Origin of the sequence: Bifidobacterium xylocopae, assembly GCF_003315615.1 — a bacterium.
Classification (GTDB): domain Bacteria; phylum Actinomycetota; class Actinomycetes; order Actinomycetales; family Bifidobacteriaceae; genus Bombiscardovia; species Bombiscardovia xylocopae.
The window spans coordinates 74,102-92,422 of sequence record NZ_PDCH01000001.1 but is presented as its reverse complement, the minus strand read 5'-3'; the positions used below and the strand labels follow the sequence as shown (position 1 = coordinate 92,422).

At 68.9% G+C, this 18,321-nt stretch carries 8 protein-coding genes; 3 read left to right on the top strand and 5 right to left on the bottom strand.

Annotated elements, in window-relative coordinates; genetic code table 11:
- Positions 1-60 precede the first annotated feature (60 nt).
- Complete coding sequence (gene ligA, locus CRD59_RS00380) at positions 61-2,625, bottom strand: NAD-dependent DNA ligase LigA (protein ID WP_113852624.1); 2,565 nt, start codon at positions 2,623-2,625, stop codon at positions 61-63.
- 21 nt (positions 2,626-2,646) lie between these two features.
- Positions 2,647-6,084, bottom strand: coding sequence for a tetratricopeptide repeat protein (locus CRD59_RS00375; RefSeq protein ID WP_113852623.1), 3,438 nt, complete (start codon positions 6,082-6,084; stop codon positions 2,647-2,649).
- 56 nt (positions 6,085-6,140) lie between these two features.
- On the opposite strand from CRD59_RS00375, the gene CRD59_RS00370 reads away from it, so the two are divergent.
- Positions 6,141-8,438, top strand: coding sequence for a hypothetical protein (locus tag CRD59_RS00370; protein WP_113852622.1), 2,298 nt, complete (start codon positions 6,141-6,143; stop codon positions 8,436-8,438).
- 111 nt (positions 8,439-8,549) lie between these two features.
- Here the strand turns inward: CRD59_RS00370 and CRD59_RS00365 are convergent, their stop codons facing one another.
- Both CRD59_RS00365 and ppgK read right to left on the bottom strand, forming a co-directional pair.
- The gene (locus CRD59_RS00365) at positions 8,550-9,713 is read right to left on the bottom strand and encodes a pyridoxal phosphate-dependent aminotransferase (RefSeq protein ID WP_113852796.1); all 1,164 of its coding nucleotides are present in this window, start codon (positions 9,711-9,713) and stop codon (positions 8,550-8,552) included.
- Positions 9,714-9,775: 62 nt separating this feature from the next.
- A complete protein-coding gene (ppgK, locus tag CRD59_RS00360) occupies positions 9,776-10,576 on the bottom strand; it encodes a polyphosphate--glucose phosphotransferase (protein ID WP_113852621.1) in 801 nt (266 codons plus the stop codon).
- Positions 10,577-10,699: 123 nt separating this feature from the next.
- Between ppgK and CRD59_RS00355 the strand changes: the two genes are divergently transcribed.
- Positions 10,700-11,440, top strand: coding sequence for a histidine phosphatase family protein (locus CRD59_RS00355; protein WP_161522235.1), 741 nt, complete (start codon positions 10,700-10,702; stop codon positions 11,438-11,440).
- Between the two features lie 109 nt (positions 11,441-11,549).
- On the opposite strand, the gene CRD59_RS00350 is transcribed toward CRD59_RS00355, so the two are convergent.
- Positions 11,550-12,545, bottom strand: a complete 996-nt coding sequence (locus tag CRD59_RS00350; RefSeq protein WP_330849112.1) for a glycosyltransferase — start codon at positions 12,543-12,545, stop codon at positions 11,550-11,552.
- A 295-nt stretch (positions 12,546-12,840) separates the two neighbouring features.
- Between CRD59_RS00350 and CRD59_RS00345 the strand changes: the two genes are divergently transcribed.
- Complete coding sequence (locus tag CRD59_RS00345; RefSeq protein ID WP_161522234.1) at positions 12,841-18,264, top strand: RCC1 domain-containing protein; 5,424 nt, start codon at positions 12,841-12,843, stop codon at positions 18,262-18,264.
- Positions 18,265-18,321: the final 57 nt, after the last annotated feature.

The window sequence follows — 18,321 nt, the reverse complement described above, 5'->3', positions numbered from 1 at the left end:
CGTCAGCACAGCATGCCTGCAGGCCGGCGGTATCGCTCCGGGCCTTGCACCGTCACGGGCTCAGTCCCGGCCCCTGCCATCGCCGTCGGCCGGCCGGCCCGTTTCCAGCAGCCGCTTGAACTGATCCTCGTCCAGGATCGGCACACCCAGCTCCTCGGCCTTGGTCGCCTTGGAACCCGGGTTGGCTCCGGCCACCACATAGGTGGTCTTTTTGCTGACCGAGCCGGAAGCCTTGCCACCGCGCTCGATGATAGCCTCCTTGGCCGAGTCCCGGGAGAAACCCTCCAGGCTGCCGGTGACCACGATGGTCATGCCGGCCAAGGTCTGCGGCTGGTCGATGTGCTCGGTGTGGTCGCCAACGCCCGCCGCCTTCCATGCCTCCAGGATCCGCCCCCTCCAGTCGCCCTCGTGATGGGCCCCCTGGAACCAGCTGTATATCGAACGGGCGATCTCGGGCCCCACACCGTCGAGTTCGGCCAGATCCTCCTCGCTGGCCTCTTCCAAAGCGGACAGGGAGCCGAAGCGTTGGGCGATGACCCTGGCGGACGTGGGACCCATATGCCGGATGGACAGGGCGACAAGGACCCGCCACAGGTCGACCGACCGTGCCTTGTCGATCTCGTCCAGCATGAGCACGGCGTTCTTTGAGGGCACCGCCTCCTCCTGCTCCGACGGTCCCGCCTGGTCGGATTCGGCCTGCGGCGCCTCGTTCATGGCCCTCTCGCCGCCCCAGGAGGCCTGCTGGCCCGGGGTGCTCTTGGGCAGGTTATAGAAGGCCGGGGTCTGGTACCACAGTCCCGAGTCTCCTGTCTTGCGCCGCACGGTACGCCAGTTGTCGCCTTCGACCCGCCGCTCCTCGATGACCGGCACCTGCCTCCAGACCATGACGTCCTTCAGGTCCTCCACCTTGAGCGAGAAGAGGCCCGCCTCCGACTTCAGCACCGGTTCCTGGGGCTCAGGCAGCCCCCTGCCCGGCTTGGGGACATATGGCTTGGGTTCCTCACCGGCATGTACGACAACGGAGCGTATGTCCGGCGCGTACACGTCCGCCGACGAGGGCCTGTTCTCCTCCGGGTTGGTCAGGGCGATGGCCGACTGCTCACCCAGATGTTCGATGTCGAACGCCTTGCGGGACGCCATGTGGATGATTCGCTCGGTCAGCTGGGCGGGGCAGGATTCGACGTTCGGGCAGCGCACGTCCACGTCGTTCTCCTTGGCCGGTGCCAGAGCGGCGCCGCAGGAGGGGCAGACGGTCGGCATGACAAAGGGGCGCAGCTGGTTCTCCCTGCCCTCACGCCTGTCCAGGACGGGCCCGACCAGCTCCGGGATCACATCGCCTGCCTTGCGCACGATTACCGTGTCTCCGATCAAGACCCCCTTGCGCTTGACTTCCTCCGGATTGTGGAGGGTGGTGCGGGAGACCGTGGACCCTGCCACATACACAGGTTTCAGGATGGCCACCGGGGTGATGCGCCCGGTGCGGCCCACCTGCACGGTGATGTCCAGGAGTTCGGTGTTGACCTCCTCCGGCGGGTACTTATAGGCGATTGCCCAGCGCGGGGCCCGTGAGGTGGCGCCTAGCCGCCGCTGCAAGGCCATGTCCTCCAGTTTGACGACGATGCCGTCCAGGGCGTGCTCGATGTCGCCCCGGTGACGGCCGTAGTAGTCGATCATGTCCAGGATCTGCTCGAACGAGTCCACCTTGCGGTTGTGGGGGGATACGGGAATCCCCCACTTGGCGTACAGGTCATAGGCCTGCGACTGGTCCACCAGCTTGTCGTGGGTGCCTTCCGGGTGCTTGGGGCCCCAAGTCAGGCGGCCGATGCCGTGGGCATAGAAGCTCAAGGGGCGCTGGGCGGTCACATGCGGGTCCTTCTGGCGCAGGGACCCGGCTGCGGCATTGCGCGGGTTGGCGAAGGCGGGCTTGCCCTGTGACTCCTGCGTCCTATTGAGGCTGGCGAAATCATCCAGCCGCATGAAAACCTCCCCGCGAATCTCCACGAACTCGGGGATGTCGGAGGCCGCCCCGCCCAGATTGAGCGGTATGGAACCTATCGTGCGCACATTGAGTGTGATGTCCTCACCGGTCACCCCGTCGCCGCGTGTGAGGCCTTGGACGAGGACCCCGTTACGATAGATCAGGTTGAGGGCCAGACCGTCGATCTTGACCTCGGAGGTCATCGGCAGCGGCTTGCCCTCAGGCCAATCCAGGTCCTCCCGCAGACCCTGGTACCATTCGCGCAACTCTTCGACCGAGAAGACGTCGTCCAGGCTGAGCATGCGCGATGGGTGGCGCACCGATGTGAAATCGTTGGAGAAGGTGCCGCCGACCCTGTGGGTGGGCGACTGGGGCGTATCCAAGGCCGGGAACGAGTCCTCCAGCGCCTTCAGGCAGCGCATGCGCGCATCATAGGCCGCGTCGGAGGAGACCGGCGCATCGTTGACATAGTAGGCCACCTGGTCGGATTCCACCCAGGAGGCCAGCCTGGCCCACAGCCTCTGGGCCTGGCCCGCGGACAGGGAGGCCACATCCAGCTCTCCCAGCTTCATCGCATCCGCATCATCCGGCTGCAGTGCGGAAATCCATTCGTCGGACCCCACCCGTGCCTGATCGGTCTGCATCATCGTCCACTCTCCTCCTGGAACTCACGCATTCAAGGACTGCAGGAACTGTACCTCTACCATATCCAGACCGTCGCTGGGTTCGTCGTTCATGCGCGCCGCAGCCATCGACAGGGTGCGGGCGGGAACGAAGAGCCCTGCGTCCACACAGACCCGGGCGGCCTGCCGCACAATCGGTTCCACCTTGGTGTGCGGCCAGACCGGTAGACCATGCTCGGACAGGACCTTGCGGGCGTCCTGCCAGTCCCGCGGAACCGGGATGCACTGGGAGTCCGCCCTTGCGGTCAGCTCCTCAAGCTCATCCTTCAGTGCCGCCACACGCCCGGGGCTGATGTGCTCGCTCATGATGTACGCGGCGGCCGCCAGGTCGAACTCGTCGCGCATCCAGGAGGCGTACGCGAAGCGGTAGTAGGCGAAGGCGGCATCCGAACGGTCCAGGGCCACCTGCAGGGCGTTCAGTGTGGCCGCTCGGGCCCCGTTCCAGTCCTCGTCCCGGGCCAGCTGGACGGCCAGCTTCAGGTGGGTCAGCGGGTAGGCCGGAGCATAGGAGACCATGGCGTTCAGATGTTTGAGGGCTTGGGGGCCCTGCTTGAACTGCGTCAGCAGATCGGCCATCTCAAGATGGGCGTAGAAGAGGTTGTCGGGGATGAGCAGGGTGCGCTCAGCGGGCGTGGCGAACAGACGGTTGTAAACCACCCGCTCGGCGTAGGAATTGAAGTAGCGGGCCACCTGCCGACCCCTGCCGGGTTTGAAGCGTCCGTCCAGGCGGGCCACCGCCTGCCCTTCGGCCTGCAAGGCGCCTGTCACATCACCGGAGAAGAGGAGGTCACGTGCTTTGATCCTCTCACGGTCGAGCTCCTCTGCCAGATCGAAGGTGAGGGCGGGCACCTCCTCGCCGTCAATCAAGGCAGCCGTGACGTCGTCGGCCACGTCGGCCAGCTCCGGGTCGCCAATTGACTTGACCGTGGCCATGGCGCTTTGGGCTTTGGCGGCCGGCCCCAGGTCGGTCCGGCTTTCGAGTCGGCGGAATTCGGCCATTGCCCGTTCCAGCAGATCTGCCCGTTGGATGGAGAGCCCGTCGGCGGTCGCGGTCCCCAGAATAGCGCTGGCGGCGGCGTCGAATCCGAAGTCCTCCAATTCGGGCTCATCCTGGGACCCACGGGGCGCGAAGCGGTCGTCGCGCATGTCAAAGCCGGCATCCACCGGTTCCAGGCCGCCCTGTTCGTCCACGTCCATGGCCGCGTCGAACAGGCGGTAGAAGGCCTTGGGGTCCTCCAGCCCATAACGGCGCAGGCGGGTAAGGAAGACCTCCCGGCTGAAGGTGACGGTCACCAGGTTGCGAACGGTAGGGTTCCGTCGCAGTGCGGACATGGGGTCTTCGGATCCCTGGCCGCCGTCCGGCCCCCCGTCCTCGGGCCCACCGGCGGACTGCCCGTCTTCCTGGCCGGCGGGTGTGGCGAAGGACATCGCATCCAGGTCCACGCCTTGCATCAGGTCCGCGAACTCCTGGTTGACGTCCTCCTTGGGTTCCTCGTCGGCCGATCCGGCGGCGGGTCCGGATGGGGCGTCATGCGCGCCTGCCCGCTTGCCATCGGCGGCTCCTTCGCCGGACTGGCCGGCCGCTGCCTGCTCGCGGGCGATCAGGTGGTTGGGATCCCCGTGCACATCGCCATCCTTGGGATCGGCCTTGGAGCCGGTCGCGGCCAGGCCGGCGGTACGGGCCTGTTCGAAGGCTTCGAGCGCCTGACTCATCAGACCGGCGATGGCAGTGTCCTGCTGGGCCTGCGCCTCCTCCAACCCCAGCGAGTCAACATGCAGCCAGACCTGGCGAACCGAGTCGTCGGCCCCGAAGGCCAGCGCGGCCATCATCAGGCCGACGCGCAGGTTGTAGTCGGCGCTCATGGCGGCACGCTCACCCTCGTCCAGGTCCACCCATTTGCGTTGGCCGGCGTCGAAACGCGACGAGGGCATCATGGTACGTCCGGCTGATGTGAAGGCTATGGCCACCTGCCCTTCCTTCAGGTTGGAGCGAAACTCCGCGTCGAAGCGGAAGGGCAGGCGCAGACTGCGCAGGAGCCGGGAGAAGGCCTGCCGATAGACCCATTCGGAGCCACCCGCACCGCGCTGGCGAACCGGCGGCTTGGCGCCCGGACGGGCCGGATCCCGATGGTCGGCGGCCAGCTTGGATGCCTCCCGCTTGGCTTTATCGACCAGCATCATGCTCACCGGCTTGCCGTCGGAGCCCACCGGGTCAAAGTCGCGAGGAAGCTCCTCCTCCATCTGCAGGGCGCTGATGGCCGGGTTCTCGATCAGGGCCTGGTCCAGCTGGGCGGCCTGGACACGGGTGACCGTGTCCTCGATCGGGTAAGCGCCCAGGCGCCAGTTGCGCTCCAGCCAGGCGGATACTGCCGCGAACCTGTTCAGGTTCCCTTCGATGCGCAGGGCCCGCAAAGCGGCCGAGAGCTCCATCCCGTCCTGCCAGGAAAACAGGTAGGCACCCGAATAGGAAGAGGCATACAGGTGCATGGGTTCCGCCCCGTGCACCGCCTCCAGGCCCGTTGTCGGTTTCAGCGCCCCCGCCTCGCGCATCAGGTCTCCGAAGTAGTCCTCCAGGCCCGAGGTTCTCAGGCCGTCCGCGTGCGCCTGCAAGGTGTCGGAGACCGAACGGCGGATGGCGCCCATGGGGGCCTCCCGGTTGAGTCTGCGGAAGATGTTGCCGGCCCCGAACCCCATAGGTTGGCCGTTGTCGCGAGGAATCAGGTATGCGGCGAAGAACGAGACGGCGATCGCATCCCGGTACTCAAGCCCGTGGCGCAGGTCCGCGTCCAGCTTGGGCCTGAGCTGCTCCAAGGTGTAGCGGTTGCCACGCTTGAGCCAGGAGGCCAGCCAGGACATGCGACCGGCGGCGTCACGGCCGATGATGCCCCCTTGGATGGCGTCGGTCTGCGGGGCGTCTCCCGCATCCTCCAGGCCGAACCGCGCACCCATGGGGATGCGGACCTGGCGCTCCTTGCCGAACATGAAGACCGGTTCCATGTCCTGGGTGTCCATGCCGGCCTGCTCACCGGCGAAGACACGTCCCCGGTCGTCGGCCACGGCCAGCTGGGCGAAGTGGGAGCGGTCGGTGAACATCCCCAGCAGGAAACCGGCATCGCGACCACCCACAGGCTGCACCCAGCCAAGCTCCAACCCATCGGGCACGCCATCCAAGTGGGGCAGCACCCGACGCTTGTCCAGGGCATGCAGGGGGCGGGTGCGCCGGGCGACGAACTCCTGCACCCGTCGGACCGAAATCGGTCGGCCCGTCAACGCTGCGGCCTGCATCTCATTCTCCAGGGCCTGGCTCAGCGATGGTCCCTCGGCCGCTCCGCCCCCGCCGGCCAGACCGCCCATGACCCTGCGCAGGCCGCGTGCCAGCCCCCGAGCCCAGTCGGTCATCACCCCTGCTTGTCCCTTGCTCATAGCCATGGCATCCATTCTCCCCGCCAATCCAGACATGCCGCTTATAGAATAAAGGGGTGCTCACAGCCATACCTCGCCTGACCCGCCGCCTGTCCTCCGCGGCCCGGCATCGCAGCATCTGGATCGCCCTGTGCCTGATCCTCCTGCTTGAATGCTGCCTGTTCAACCTCCCCCACTGGCGTTCCCTCGCGTCGTCCGGCGCCCCCGCCAACCAGCAGTCGTCCTCCCGGCTGGGCCCAGGACTGGAACGGCTGGATGACGGCTCACTCCTGGTGCGCGACCCGACCCAGGCATGGGTCGAGGCGAAGGCCGATGGCCGCCCCCTGGCATACGTACAGGCCGGCCAGAGCAAGCTGTCCCTGGACACCACCGGTAGACAGATCCCCGACGAGGCCAGGCACCGGGTCCGGCGGGTCCATGTGCGCCTGGAGCTGCGGGGGGTCGGCTCCCGGGCTTGGACTCCGGCCGGCACTAGCCTTGTCTCCCCGACCATCCCAGCCTCCACCTACCTGCGCAACCGCTCCGGGCTACGCTCCCCCGACCGGGTCCGCCTATGGATATCGGAAGAAGCCAGGTCCGTAGTCCGTCTGGACGCCCTGACCCTCAATCCACGCATCCCCTTCCGCATCAACCCGGTCAGGCTGGGCGTCATGGCCCTGCTGGCCACACTGATCATCGCCCTCCTGCCCGGATCGCGGCTCTGGCGGGTCCGCCTGGACACAGCCAGCCTGGGCCAGCGCCTTGCCTTCTGGCTGGCCATGCTCCCCATGTGGGCCTGGGCCCTGTGGAAGGCCGCCGACCAGATTTCCGGCTTCGTCCCCGGCGCCTTCGACTCCCCCGGCGCCTACACTTACGACTTCAACCAATACGGCCACCTCGCCGATGCCTTCCTGGCCGGCCACCCCTGGCTGGACCTGCCGGTGCCGGACGGCCTGGCCAAGGCACCCAACCCTTACAGCATCGCCGTCCGCGAACATCTGCTGGCTTCGGGGGAAAGCCCTATTTACTGGGATTACGCCTTCCACAACGGTCACTGGTACTCGTATTTCGGCCCTCTGCCCGCCCTCCTCCTCTTCCTGCCCTACCGGGCCTTGACCTCCGTGTTCACGCCCGGCGGCCTCATGCTGCCCACACCGGCCGCAGCGGCCCTTCTGGTAGCGGGATTCACGGTGACCGGCTGCCTCCTGCTGGTCCGCCTCCTGCGCCGGTACGTACCCAGGGCCAGTCTAGGCGCCTGCCTCTTCGCGCTCCTGACCCTGTCGACGGGTTCGCAAGCCGCCTACCTGTTCTGCCGGGCCAATTTCTACACAATCCCTTTCGACGCCTCCCTCCTGCTGGCCACACTGGGCCTCTGGCTATGGCTGGGCGCCCGCCGGATACGACTGGAGGACGGTCGGTCCCGGCCCTGGCTGGCCGAGGACGTGGACGGCAGCCTCCCCGCCCTGTCCAATCCACAGGTTTACCTGTCGCTGCCACGGCTGGCGGGCGGGTCCCTGGCGATCGCGGCCACCTTGGGCTGCCGGCAGACCTTCATCGCCAGCGGCTTGCTGGCATTCCCAATCTTCGCCGAGGAGATCAAGGCCATTTGGGTGGGCTGGCGGCGCGCGGCCGCCCGGACCCCGCTTCGGGCAGCTTCAGGCCCCCGTCCACCCTCCGCCCCGGCCTTATCCCCCGCCCGTTCGGCGGCGGTCCTTGCCGCCGCCCTGGGGCCGGTGGCCCTGGTCGCAGCCCCCTTGTGGGCTTACAATTCCTGGCGGTTCGGTTCGGCCCTGGACTTCGGCAACACCTACCAGCTGACCGTAGTGGACCTCAACCACTACCGGCCCCCCCTGAGGAACCTGCCCTGCCTGGTCGGCTACTACCTCCTGCAACCGCCGGTCGGCTCGGACGCCTTCCCGTACGTGCAGCGCTTCCCGGGCGCCCTGCCGGTCTGGCAGTATGCCGAGCCGGGCATAGGCGGCCTGTTTGCCCTGGCGCCGGTACTGCCACTCGGCCTGGCCATGCTGACCTGCCGCCGGGTCCGCCGTCCGCTCAAGACAGCCCGGGCCCTCCCCCTGCTGGCATCCATGCTCGCGCTGGCGGCCCTGCTCCTGGTTTTTACGGCCTACATAGGCGGCTTGGATACCCGCTACCTGCTGGACTGCTCCTGGATCCTTGCCCTGGCGGCCGCCCTGCCCCTGTCCCGGGGCCTGGGCGCCTGGGACGAACCGGCGGGACGCGCTGTTCGTGGCGTGCGCCTGCTCCTGCTGGCGGCCCTCCTTGTCGGTCTGCTGACCTGCGCCCTCCTATGCGTGATCGAGCTCAGGAGCCAGCCGGTGGTCTTCCACCTGCAAGCCTGGTTCTCCGCCCTCTAGCCGGCCCCTGCGCCCCCCGCTGCAGTAATGGCCCAAAAACACACATGCGGCGAATGCACACCTTACGCACGGCGGACATATGCCTGCCAGCCGACTACCGCCGGGCCCGGCTCAGTCCAGGAAGGAATCGACGGCCGCCAGCAGGGCATCCACACCGGCCGTGAAGGCGTCCGGTTCAGGCAGGAGGGACAGGGCCAGGTAGCCGTTGGCCGGCATGTCGAAAAAGAAACCAGGCTGACCGGTATAGCCGTAGTCGTCAATCAGGCGTTCGACCAGCTCCGTCTCGTCGATCACGGCCGGGAACCGCAGGAGCACGTTCCACCCGCCTTCCGGCCGCAGGAGGGAGACCGGACTTGCCTGGCCCAGCCGCAGACGCAAGGCGGCCAGGTTGGACAGGCAGCGGCGACGCACCCTGGCGGTCTGTGCCGGTACCTCGTCCAGGAGGCCGGAGAGTCGTTCGACGGTCAGTTGGCTGACCGGCAGGTAATCGTCGGCTATCAGGTCCAGACGGGCCTTGGCGCGCTCGACCTGGGCGGCCGGACCCGATACCTGGATCCAGCCGACCTTGGCCTGGGGGGCGGCCAGCATCTTCGACAAGCCATCCAGGGCGAAGGTGAGGGCACCGGTTTCACCGGCCAGACGCCGGCGGCCGGGCAGGGGTTCGAGCGGGTAGTCGTAGAAAACCTCGTCGGCGATGATGGCCAGCCCCCGCTCGTCGGCCAGGCGGACCAGGCCGTCTCGCTCCCCCGGGCTCAGGTATGAGCCGGTCGGGTTGTTGGGGTTGATCAGCACGATCGCCCGCACCCGCCTCCCCTCGCCGCCGTCCAGGACGGAGCGCAACCGGGCCAGGTCGATGGTCCAGGAGCCGTCGTAGTCCAGTCGGTAGGGCATGGCCCGCACGCATTCCAGGCCGGCGATCGACTCGATCAGCGGATAGCCGGGCCTGGGTTCGAGGACCGCGTCGTCGGCGTCACACAGGAGTTTGAACAGCCAGGAGTAGGCCTGGGAAGTGGACGAGAGCAGGTAGAGGTCGTCCGGGTCGACCGTGGCCCCCCGCCGGCCCAGAAAATCGGCGAGGACCCGCCTCGCGGCCAGCGGCCCCCTAGGCTCGGCCCCATAGACGCCGGGAAGGCCTGTTGGTCCCAGCCCGTGGCGGGTGGGGTTGGAGTCGTTCAGGGGTGTGGGTGTACGGCCACCCGCCATCGCGACCGCCTGGGCGCGCGCTATCGCGTTGGGTTCGCCCGATCCCATCCGCTTCGAGAAAGGTACGTCCATCCCGTCAACCGCCTTTCGGTCCGGGGCCATCCGCCCCATCCTTTACAGGCTCCAGGTTGCCCCTAGCGGGCGACGGCGGGGGCGGCGGCCCCCTCCTTGACCCGCTGGTCGATGTAGGAGGCGTAATAGGCGGCACCCACGATGCCGGCCTGGTTGCGCAGCTTGGCGGGCAGGATCGGCGTGTCGACCTCGATGTAGGGCAGGAATTTCTCGCTGACCCGGCTGACCCCGCCGCCGACCACGAAGCAGTCCGGGTTGAAGTAGCGTTCGAGCATGGAGTAGTACTTGGTCAGGCGCCGGGCCCACTTTTTGTAGGAGAGCTTCTTGCGGTCGCGCACCGAGGAGGCCGCGTACTTCTCCGCGTCCTTGCCCTCCAGGGTCAGGTGGCCCAGCTCGGAGTTGGGTATGAGCACCCCGTCGAAGATCAGCGCGGAACCGATGCCGGTGCCCAGTGTGGTGGCGATGACCAGACCCTGGTGTCCCTTGGCCGCCCCGTAGCGCACTTCGGCCAGGCCGGCGGCGTCGGCATCGTTGACGACCGAGACCGGGCGGCCGCAGGCCTCGGAGAAGATCTCCCACACGTCCTGCCCTACCCAGGCCTGGTCAAGATTGGCCATGAAGTCTATGGGGCGCCCGGGTTTGACCGGGGCGGGGAAGGCGATGCCGACCGGGGCGGACTCGGGGACCTCGAACATGTCCAGCAGCTGGCGTGCGACCTTTCCGATGGCCTTCGGAGTGGAATGCTCGGGAGTCAGGATCTTCTTGCGGGGTTCGGCGAAGTCGCCGGCCAGCAGGTCCACTGGAGCGGCTTTGATGCCGGACCCGCCGATGTCGATGCCGAAAGCCTGGGCCGTCTCAATCATTCACTGCTCCTTCGCTCGCTGCGCTGTATCGAACCGGTACGACACGCATTGTATCGCACTCGCCGCCCCTTAGCCACCCAGCCCGGTCGCCCGACGGTCGAACCGATGCGCGAAAATGGTCCTATGACAGCAGAACACGCATCCCCACACCCCGTAACCATCTATCTGACCCGGCACGGCGAGACAACGGCCAACGCCATGCACCTTATGCAGGGGTGGTCCGATTTCCCCCTCACCCGCAAGGGAGTGGAGGGGACCAAGCAGCTGGGCCGGGGGCTGGCCGGGATCCGCTTCGAGGCGGCCTGGGCCGGTATGCTCACCCGCCAGTGGCGCACCTGCCGCAACGCCTTGGACTACTCCGGTAACGCACAGGTCGAAGTGGGCGTGGACCCGGACCTGCGCGAGGCGAATTTCGGCTCCTATGAAGGCCATCCATCCTCGGAGCTGATGCGCACGGTCTTCGGCGACCGGAACTACAGCCGCCTGGCGCAGGCCCGCGCTGAACTGGGCTGGGACGCCGCGGCCAGGCTCCAGGACCGGATTGCGGAGCTGGACGGCCGTGACGCCTTGGGCATGGACCTGGACGCGGACGACAGGGCCGAGACCAGCGCCCAGGTGGCCGGGCGCATGACCACCGCCCTGACCCGGATTGGCCGCGAACGGGAGGAAGCCGGCGGCGGCAACGTCCTCGTGGTCTCCTCCGGATCGTCCATCGAGATGTTCCTGCTGACCATCAAGCAGGACCGGGAACCGATCCCGCCCTTCCACAACAATTCGGTGACCCGGGTCATTTACCGGCACGGCAGCTTCGAAATCGACGGCGAGATCGCATCCACCGAGTATTTCGAGCGCGGCCTGGCCTGAGCCCTCCGGCGGCAGGGACCTACACCGGGGCCCCGCCGGCGCGGTCTGCGCGCGCGGCGGGGCCCCGACGTTACCGGCTCGCAGCTGAGCCTGGTGTACGACCCACCGCCTACCTGAGCGGCGGCATGGGCCTCCAGTCCGGATCGTGCAGGAGCTTGCGGGAGTCCAGCCACCCGTGGAAGAGCTGTGGGATGCCGGTGAATAGGTGCTTGCGGTCCACCGCGACCAGGCGGATCAGCTCCTTGGCGGCCGTCGCGGCCGTACCCAGGGCGAACAGGGCCGGCCTGTAGTCCCCGTGGACCATGAAGTAGCGGGCCATGTAGCCGCGGTTGCGCATGATGTGGTAGCGGTTCATGTCGGAGGTGGAGTTCAGCTGGCGCAGGCCGCCCATGTCCCAGTTGGCGATCTCGCGCGTGCGTCGCATGACCACGTCCGAGACCACGACCGGCTGCGTCACCTTGGATGCCAGGTAGCCGTATATCGTGTCGTCCCAGTAGATGAAGAAGCGCGGGTCCGGCAGCCCGATCCGCTCGACCACCTGCCGGGAGAAGAAGGCCCCCTCGAAGCACATGGTGTTCATGGCATGCCGCCCGGAGGCACCCAGCGCGGCGGGCGCGATCGGGTTGGGGATGCCCAGTGAGGTGAGGAACTGGTACTGCCAGTAGAAGGGCCCGCCGTCGTAGTCCAGGCGCGACCCCTGGATCACCTGGTAGCGGTCGGTCCACTTGGCCAGCAGGTCCAGCCCCTTGGGTTCCACGGCCACGTCGTCGTCCATCACCCAGAACCAGTTGGCGCCCAGGTCATAGGCTTTTTTGACACCGGCCGAGAACCCGCCGGCCCCTCCCCCGTTGCGCTCCTGGGGCAGGTAGACCACCCGTCCCTGTCCGCCGTCCCCGTCGATGATCGTCCGGCCCCAACGCCCGGTCACCCGTTCGCCGAACTGCCGCGTCATGGCCTCGGTCTCCGCCGAGTGCTCGTTGTCGACGACCACCACCCGCCAGGGCGCCTGGGTCAGCTGGAGGATTGAGTCGAAGAGTCCGGCCAGCAACTCCCGCCGCTTATAGGTGACGACCACTATGGCCGTCTTGTTCAACGTATGTGCCATGGCTCCCATTGTGGCATTGCCCCGCAACTTTCACTCCCGGCCGCCTTCCCCGCCGCCTGTGCAATCCGCACCGGACCAGGCTGCGCCAGCCATCGACGACCTTCTCCTGCACCACCATTCCTGTGCGGGGTAGGGCAGCATGCTATATTGGTGCACAGATTGTGTCCGTCGAAACGGTTGGGGAGCCGCGAGCGGGCATGGAAGGGAACCAATCGAAGGCGGGCCAGGCAGTCACCTTCGCTCATACGCTCGAGGAGCGATTACCAATGCGCAGTCTCCGTACCACCAGCGCAGCATGCGTGGCGCTAGCACTCATCCTCCTAGGGGGGGGGGGGGGCTTCAATCCATAAGCTCGGTCAGCGCTGACCCGGCCCACAGCGGCTCCCCAAGCCACCTCCTTCGCGGGGGCAGCCCTGGGTCGGAGACCGTAGACGGGTTCACTATCTCCCCCGCTAGGGGGCCCGCCAACACGGCCGGCACCCACACCACCATCACCCCACCCTCACCGCCCACCAGCGGCATCACCTTCACCCAGATCAGCACAGGCTACGAGCACAGCCTGGCCATCGGCAGCGACGGCAACACCTACGCATGGGGACAGAACACCTACGGCCAGCTCGGCGACGGCACCAACGCCAAGCGCAACATTCCCGTGCTCGTACACGCGCCGGCGGGCGTGCGCTTCACCCAGGTCAGCGCAGGCAACGATCACAGCCTCGCCATCGGCGACGACGGGCACGCCTACAGCTGGGGATCCAACTTCTCCGGCGAGCTCGGCGACGGCAGCCAAAACACCGGACCCGGTGATCATAGCGCCGACAAGAACACGCCGGTGCGCGTCAAGGACCCGGCTGGCCATCCCAACACCACCTGGAAGACCGTCAGCGCAGGCGAGTTGTACAGCATCGGCATCGCCAGCGACGGACACGCCTACAGCTGGGGAAAAAACGACAGGGGCGAGCTCGGCGACGGCAGCAGCGCCAGCAAGAACACGCCGGTGCGCGTCAAGGACCCGGCTGGCCATCCCAACACCACCTGGAAGGCCGTCAGCGCAGGCTTCTCGCACAGCCTCGGCATCGCCAGCGACGGGCACGCCTACGGCTGGGGATCCAACAGCTCCGGCGAGCTCGGCAACGGCAGCAACGGCACCTCATCCAGCGATTACAGCGTCGACAAGAACACGCCGGTGCCCGTCAAGGACCCGGCTGGCCATCCCAACACCACCTGGAAGACCGTCAGCGCAGGCTACTACCTCAGCCTCGGCATCGACAGCGACGGACACGCCTACGGCTGGGGATGGAACAGCGAAGGCCAGGTCGGCGACGGCAGCAAAAACACCGGACCCGGTGATAGTAGCGCCGACAAGAACACGCCGGTGCGCGTCAAGGACCCGGCCCCCAACACCATCTGGAAGGCCATCAGCGCAGGAGGCGGCAGCCACAGCCTCGCCCTCGACAGCGACGGACACGCCTACGGCTGGGGATTCGGCAGCCGCGGCCAGCTCGGCACCGGCAGCGTCGTCCGCTACAGCACGAAGCCCGTGCGCGTCAAGGACCCGGCCCCCAACACCACCTGGACCAGCATCAGCGCAGGCGAGGACCACAGCCTCGGCATCAGCGACGGAAAAGCATACGCCTGGGGAGACAACGGCCAAGGGCAGCTCGGTGTCAGCAAAGACTCCAGCGGCATATACGGCCAGACTACTAGGCCCGTGCGGGTGGCGTCGCCGCGGTACACGATCACCGGCGTCACCGCGGCCGGCGCCGCCATCGGCGCCGGCGACCGGAGCGTCGATCCGGCCACCGGGGCCTGGGACATCACGCTGCCCTCCCGTGCCCCGGACAGGAGGAACGTGACCGTCGACTACCGGTACGACGGCCTGGACGGCAACAACAACGTGGTCGACGGCAGCCCCGGCAGCGTCACCCTCCACTACACGTACTTCGCCCCGTACACCGTGCGTTTCAGCCTGGGCGAGGCGGCCGGCCATATCCCCAGCCCCACGCCCGCCGACCAGACGGTGTACTCCGACGACCCCCAGCCCGTCGCCGAACCCAGCCCGGCGCCCAGCTGGGAGCATCACTGGCTCACCGGCTGGTACACGGACGCGGGCGCGGCCTGGAACTTCGGCACGCCCGTCACCTCCAGCATGACCCTGACCGCCCGCTGGCAGGCCTATGCGTTCACGCTGCGCCCCTCCAGCGGGCCCAGCGCCGGGGGGAACACGCTGTCGCTGACGGCGCCTGACCCGCCGGCCGGCAGCCCCGGCGCCCGGGTCGCCGTCACCGGGGTGGACATCGACGGCAGGGCCGCGCCGGCGCCGGCCTGGGACGGCGCCGGCCGGGTCTGGAAGCTGACGGCCCCCGCCCACACCCACGGCCGGGTCCCGGTCACGGTCCATTGGACCGTGGACGGGCGGGCCCAGCCCGACTACGAGCTGTCCTACGGCTACCTGGACCGGTACACGGTCTCATTCGGCCTGGGGGGCGCCCCTGGGGCGGCGCCGGCCAGCCAGACGTTCACCGAGGGTTCGGGCAAGGCGGCCGCCCGCCCCCAGAACCCCAGCTGGGCGGGCCATGAGTTCGCCGGCTGGTTCACCGGCGACGGCCGGCCCTTCGACTTCAGCGAACCGGTCGGCGCGGACGCGTCGCTGACGGCCCGGTGGGACTCCTACACGTTGAGCATGGAGCCGCGCAAGGGGCCCAAGGCCGGCGGCACGCCGGTCAGCGTCTCGCTCGCCGGCCGGCCCGGCGTCCGGTTCACCCAGGTGAGCGCAGGGGACGACTTCACAGCCGCCCTGGGCTCGGACGGCTTCGTCTACGGCTGGGGCGCGAACAACAAGGGCCAGCTGGGCGACGGCGGCGGCCCCGCCAGCACGGTGCCGGTGCGCGCGCACACGCCGGCCGGCCTGACCTTCACCCAGATCAGCGCCGGGCCGCAGACCGTCCTCGCGCTCGCCTCGGACGGCAGCGTCTACGGCTGGGGCGTCAACTGGGGCCAGCTGGGCGACAACAGCGAAACGAACCGGTCGACGCCGGTGCGCTTCGCCACACCGGCCGGGGTGGCCGTCACCCGCGTCTCGACCGGCTCCTACCACACCCTGGCCGTGGACCAGGACGGCCGCATCTGGGCGGCCGGCGCGAACACGGCCGGCCAGCTCGGCACCGGCGACACCTCCAAACACACCTCCCCCGTACGGGTCGACCCGCCCGCCGGCCACCGGTTCACGGACGCGGCCGCCGGGCAATGGCACTCCCTGGCAGCCACCGAGGACGGCCGGCTCCACGCCTGGGGCGGCAACGGGTCCGGCCAGCAGGGATTCACCGGCTCCGGGCCGAACAACCCGCAGCCCGTCAGCCTGCCGGGCGGGGCCCGGGCCAGCCGGGTGGCCGCTTCGGGCAACACCTCGGCCGCCGTCACCGACGACGGGCGCCTGCTCGCCTGGGGAGGCAACGACCACGGGCAGCTGGGCGACGGGACCACCACCGACAACAGCACCCCCGGCCAGGTGGCCCTGCCCGGCGGCGCAAACGCCAGGCGGGTGGCCCTGGGCAGCGGCTACACGCTCGCCCTGACCGACGACGGGCGCCTGTTCGCCTGGGGAGGCAACGACCACGGGCAGCTGGGCGACAACAGCACCCGCGACGCGACCCGCCCCCAAGCCGTCGACAACCCCGCCGGCGTCGGCTATTGCAGCCTGTCGGCCGGCAAGACCCACAGCGCCGCCGTCGGCATCGACGGCCAGGTGCGCGGCTGGGGCGGCAACGACAAGGGCCAGCTGGGCGACGGGACCACCACCGACCGCCCGGAGCCGGCCGACGCCCTGCCGCCCGCCGCGACCATCGACGCCGTCAGCTTCGACCGCAGCGCCGCCACGGGCGGCTACAACGCCGCCAGCGGCCGGTGGACGGGCACCAGCCCGGCCCACGCGGCCGGCGGCGTGGACGTGACCGTCACATGGAGCGTCGCCCGCGACGGCAGGACGCCGAAGACCTTCCCCTACCGCTACCTCGACCGGTACACGATCGACTTCGACCTGGGCGGCGCGCCCGGCAGGGCCCCGGCCAGCCAAAGCTTCGACGAAGGCGAGGGCCGCCACGCCGCCTGGCCGGACCCGCCCCAATGGAGCGGCCACGGATTCGCCGGATGGTTCACCAGCGACGGCCGCCCCTACGACTTCAACCGGGCGGTGAACGCCGGGACGCGCCTGACGGCCAGATGGGACCGGCAGTCCTTCTCGGTCACCCCCGCCAGCGGGCCCGCCGCCGGCGACCGGCGCGTGGACCTGACCGGGCCGGGCGCGCCGGGCGTGCGCTTCACCCGGACGGCCGGCGGCGCGGGATTCAGCCTCGCCCTGGGCTCTGACGGCAACATATACGCCTGGGGCAAGAACGACAAGGGCCAGCTGGGCGACGGCACCACCACCGACCGCCCGACCCCGGTGCGCGTGCACGCACCCGCGGGCGTGACCTTCACCGCCCTGGCCGCGGGCGCCAGCCACGCCATCGCCGTGGGATCGGACGGCAAGGCCTACGCCTGGGGCATCAACTACGGACAGCTCGGCGACGGCAGCGACATCAACCGCCCCCTGCCCGTCACCTTCCAGACACCCGCGGGGGTCAGCGTCACACAGGTGGCCGCCGGCTTCTACCACAGCCTGGCCCTGGGCGACGACGGGAAAATATACGCCGCCGGGTTCAACGGCAGCGGCCAGCTCGGCGCCGGCGACACCGCCACACGCAAGACCCCCGTCGCCGTCGCCGCCCCCGCCGGCCGCAGGTTCGTCGACATCGGCGCCGGCAAGTTCCACTCCCTGGCCATCACCGACCAGGGCCGGGCATACGCCTGGGGCGCCAACGGCAAAGGCCAGCTCGGCACCACCGGCGGCGCGACCAGCAGCCCGCAGGCGGTCGCCATGCCCGCGAACGTGGCCTTCGCGCAAATCACGGCCGGCGACGACTACTCAGCGGCGGTCAGCGACACCGGTGCGCTCTACACCTGGGGCGGCAACGCCAGCGGCCAGCTCGGCGACGGCACCACCACCGACAAGACCGGCCCCACCAAGATCAGCCTGCCCGGCGACCCCGCCGTCCAAGCCATCGCCGCCGGCGGCAGCCACATGATCGCCCTGACCGACGACGGCACCCTCTACACCTGGGGCGCCAACACCGGCGGCCAGCTCGGCGACGGAACCACCACCGGCACGGCCAGCCCCCAACGGCTCAACCTGCCCGGCGGCGCCACAGGAGCCGGCCCGGGCGCCGGCAGCGCGCACAGCCTCGCCACCGACAGCAGCGGTCAGGTATACACCTGGGGCGCCAACGCCGGCGGCCAGCTCGGCGACGGCACCACCACCGGACGCACCCGCCCCGGAAACACCGACCAGCCCACCGTCAACGTGCACGACCTGAAACTCGGAGGCACACCGGTCACCGGCCTGGTCCGGGACTCCCCCGGCCACTGGCACGGCCTCACCGGCCGGCATGACGACGAAACGGTCGACGCGGTCATCAGCTGGGACACCGCCGGCGCCGACCAGGCCGACTACACCATCAGGAACGCCTACACCTACCAACCGGCCTTCACCCTCGTCAAAGCCGGACGCATCCCCCTGACACGCCTGGCGGGCCTGACCCTCATGCTCACCGCCGCCGCCGGATACGGCTGCCACCTGGTCGGCAAACACCGCCGGACCCTCGCCCAAGACGGCAAGGCCTGAGCCCGGACCGGCACGGACGCTGCGGCAGGCCACCGACCCTGACGATCACAGCGCCCG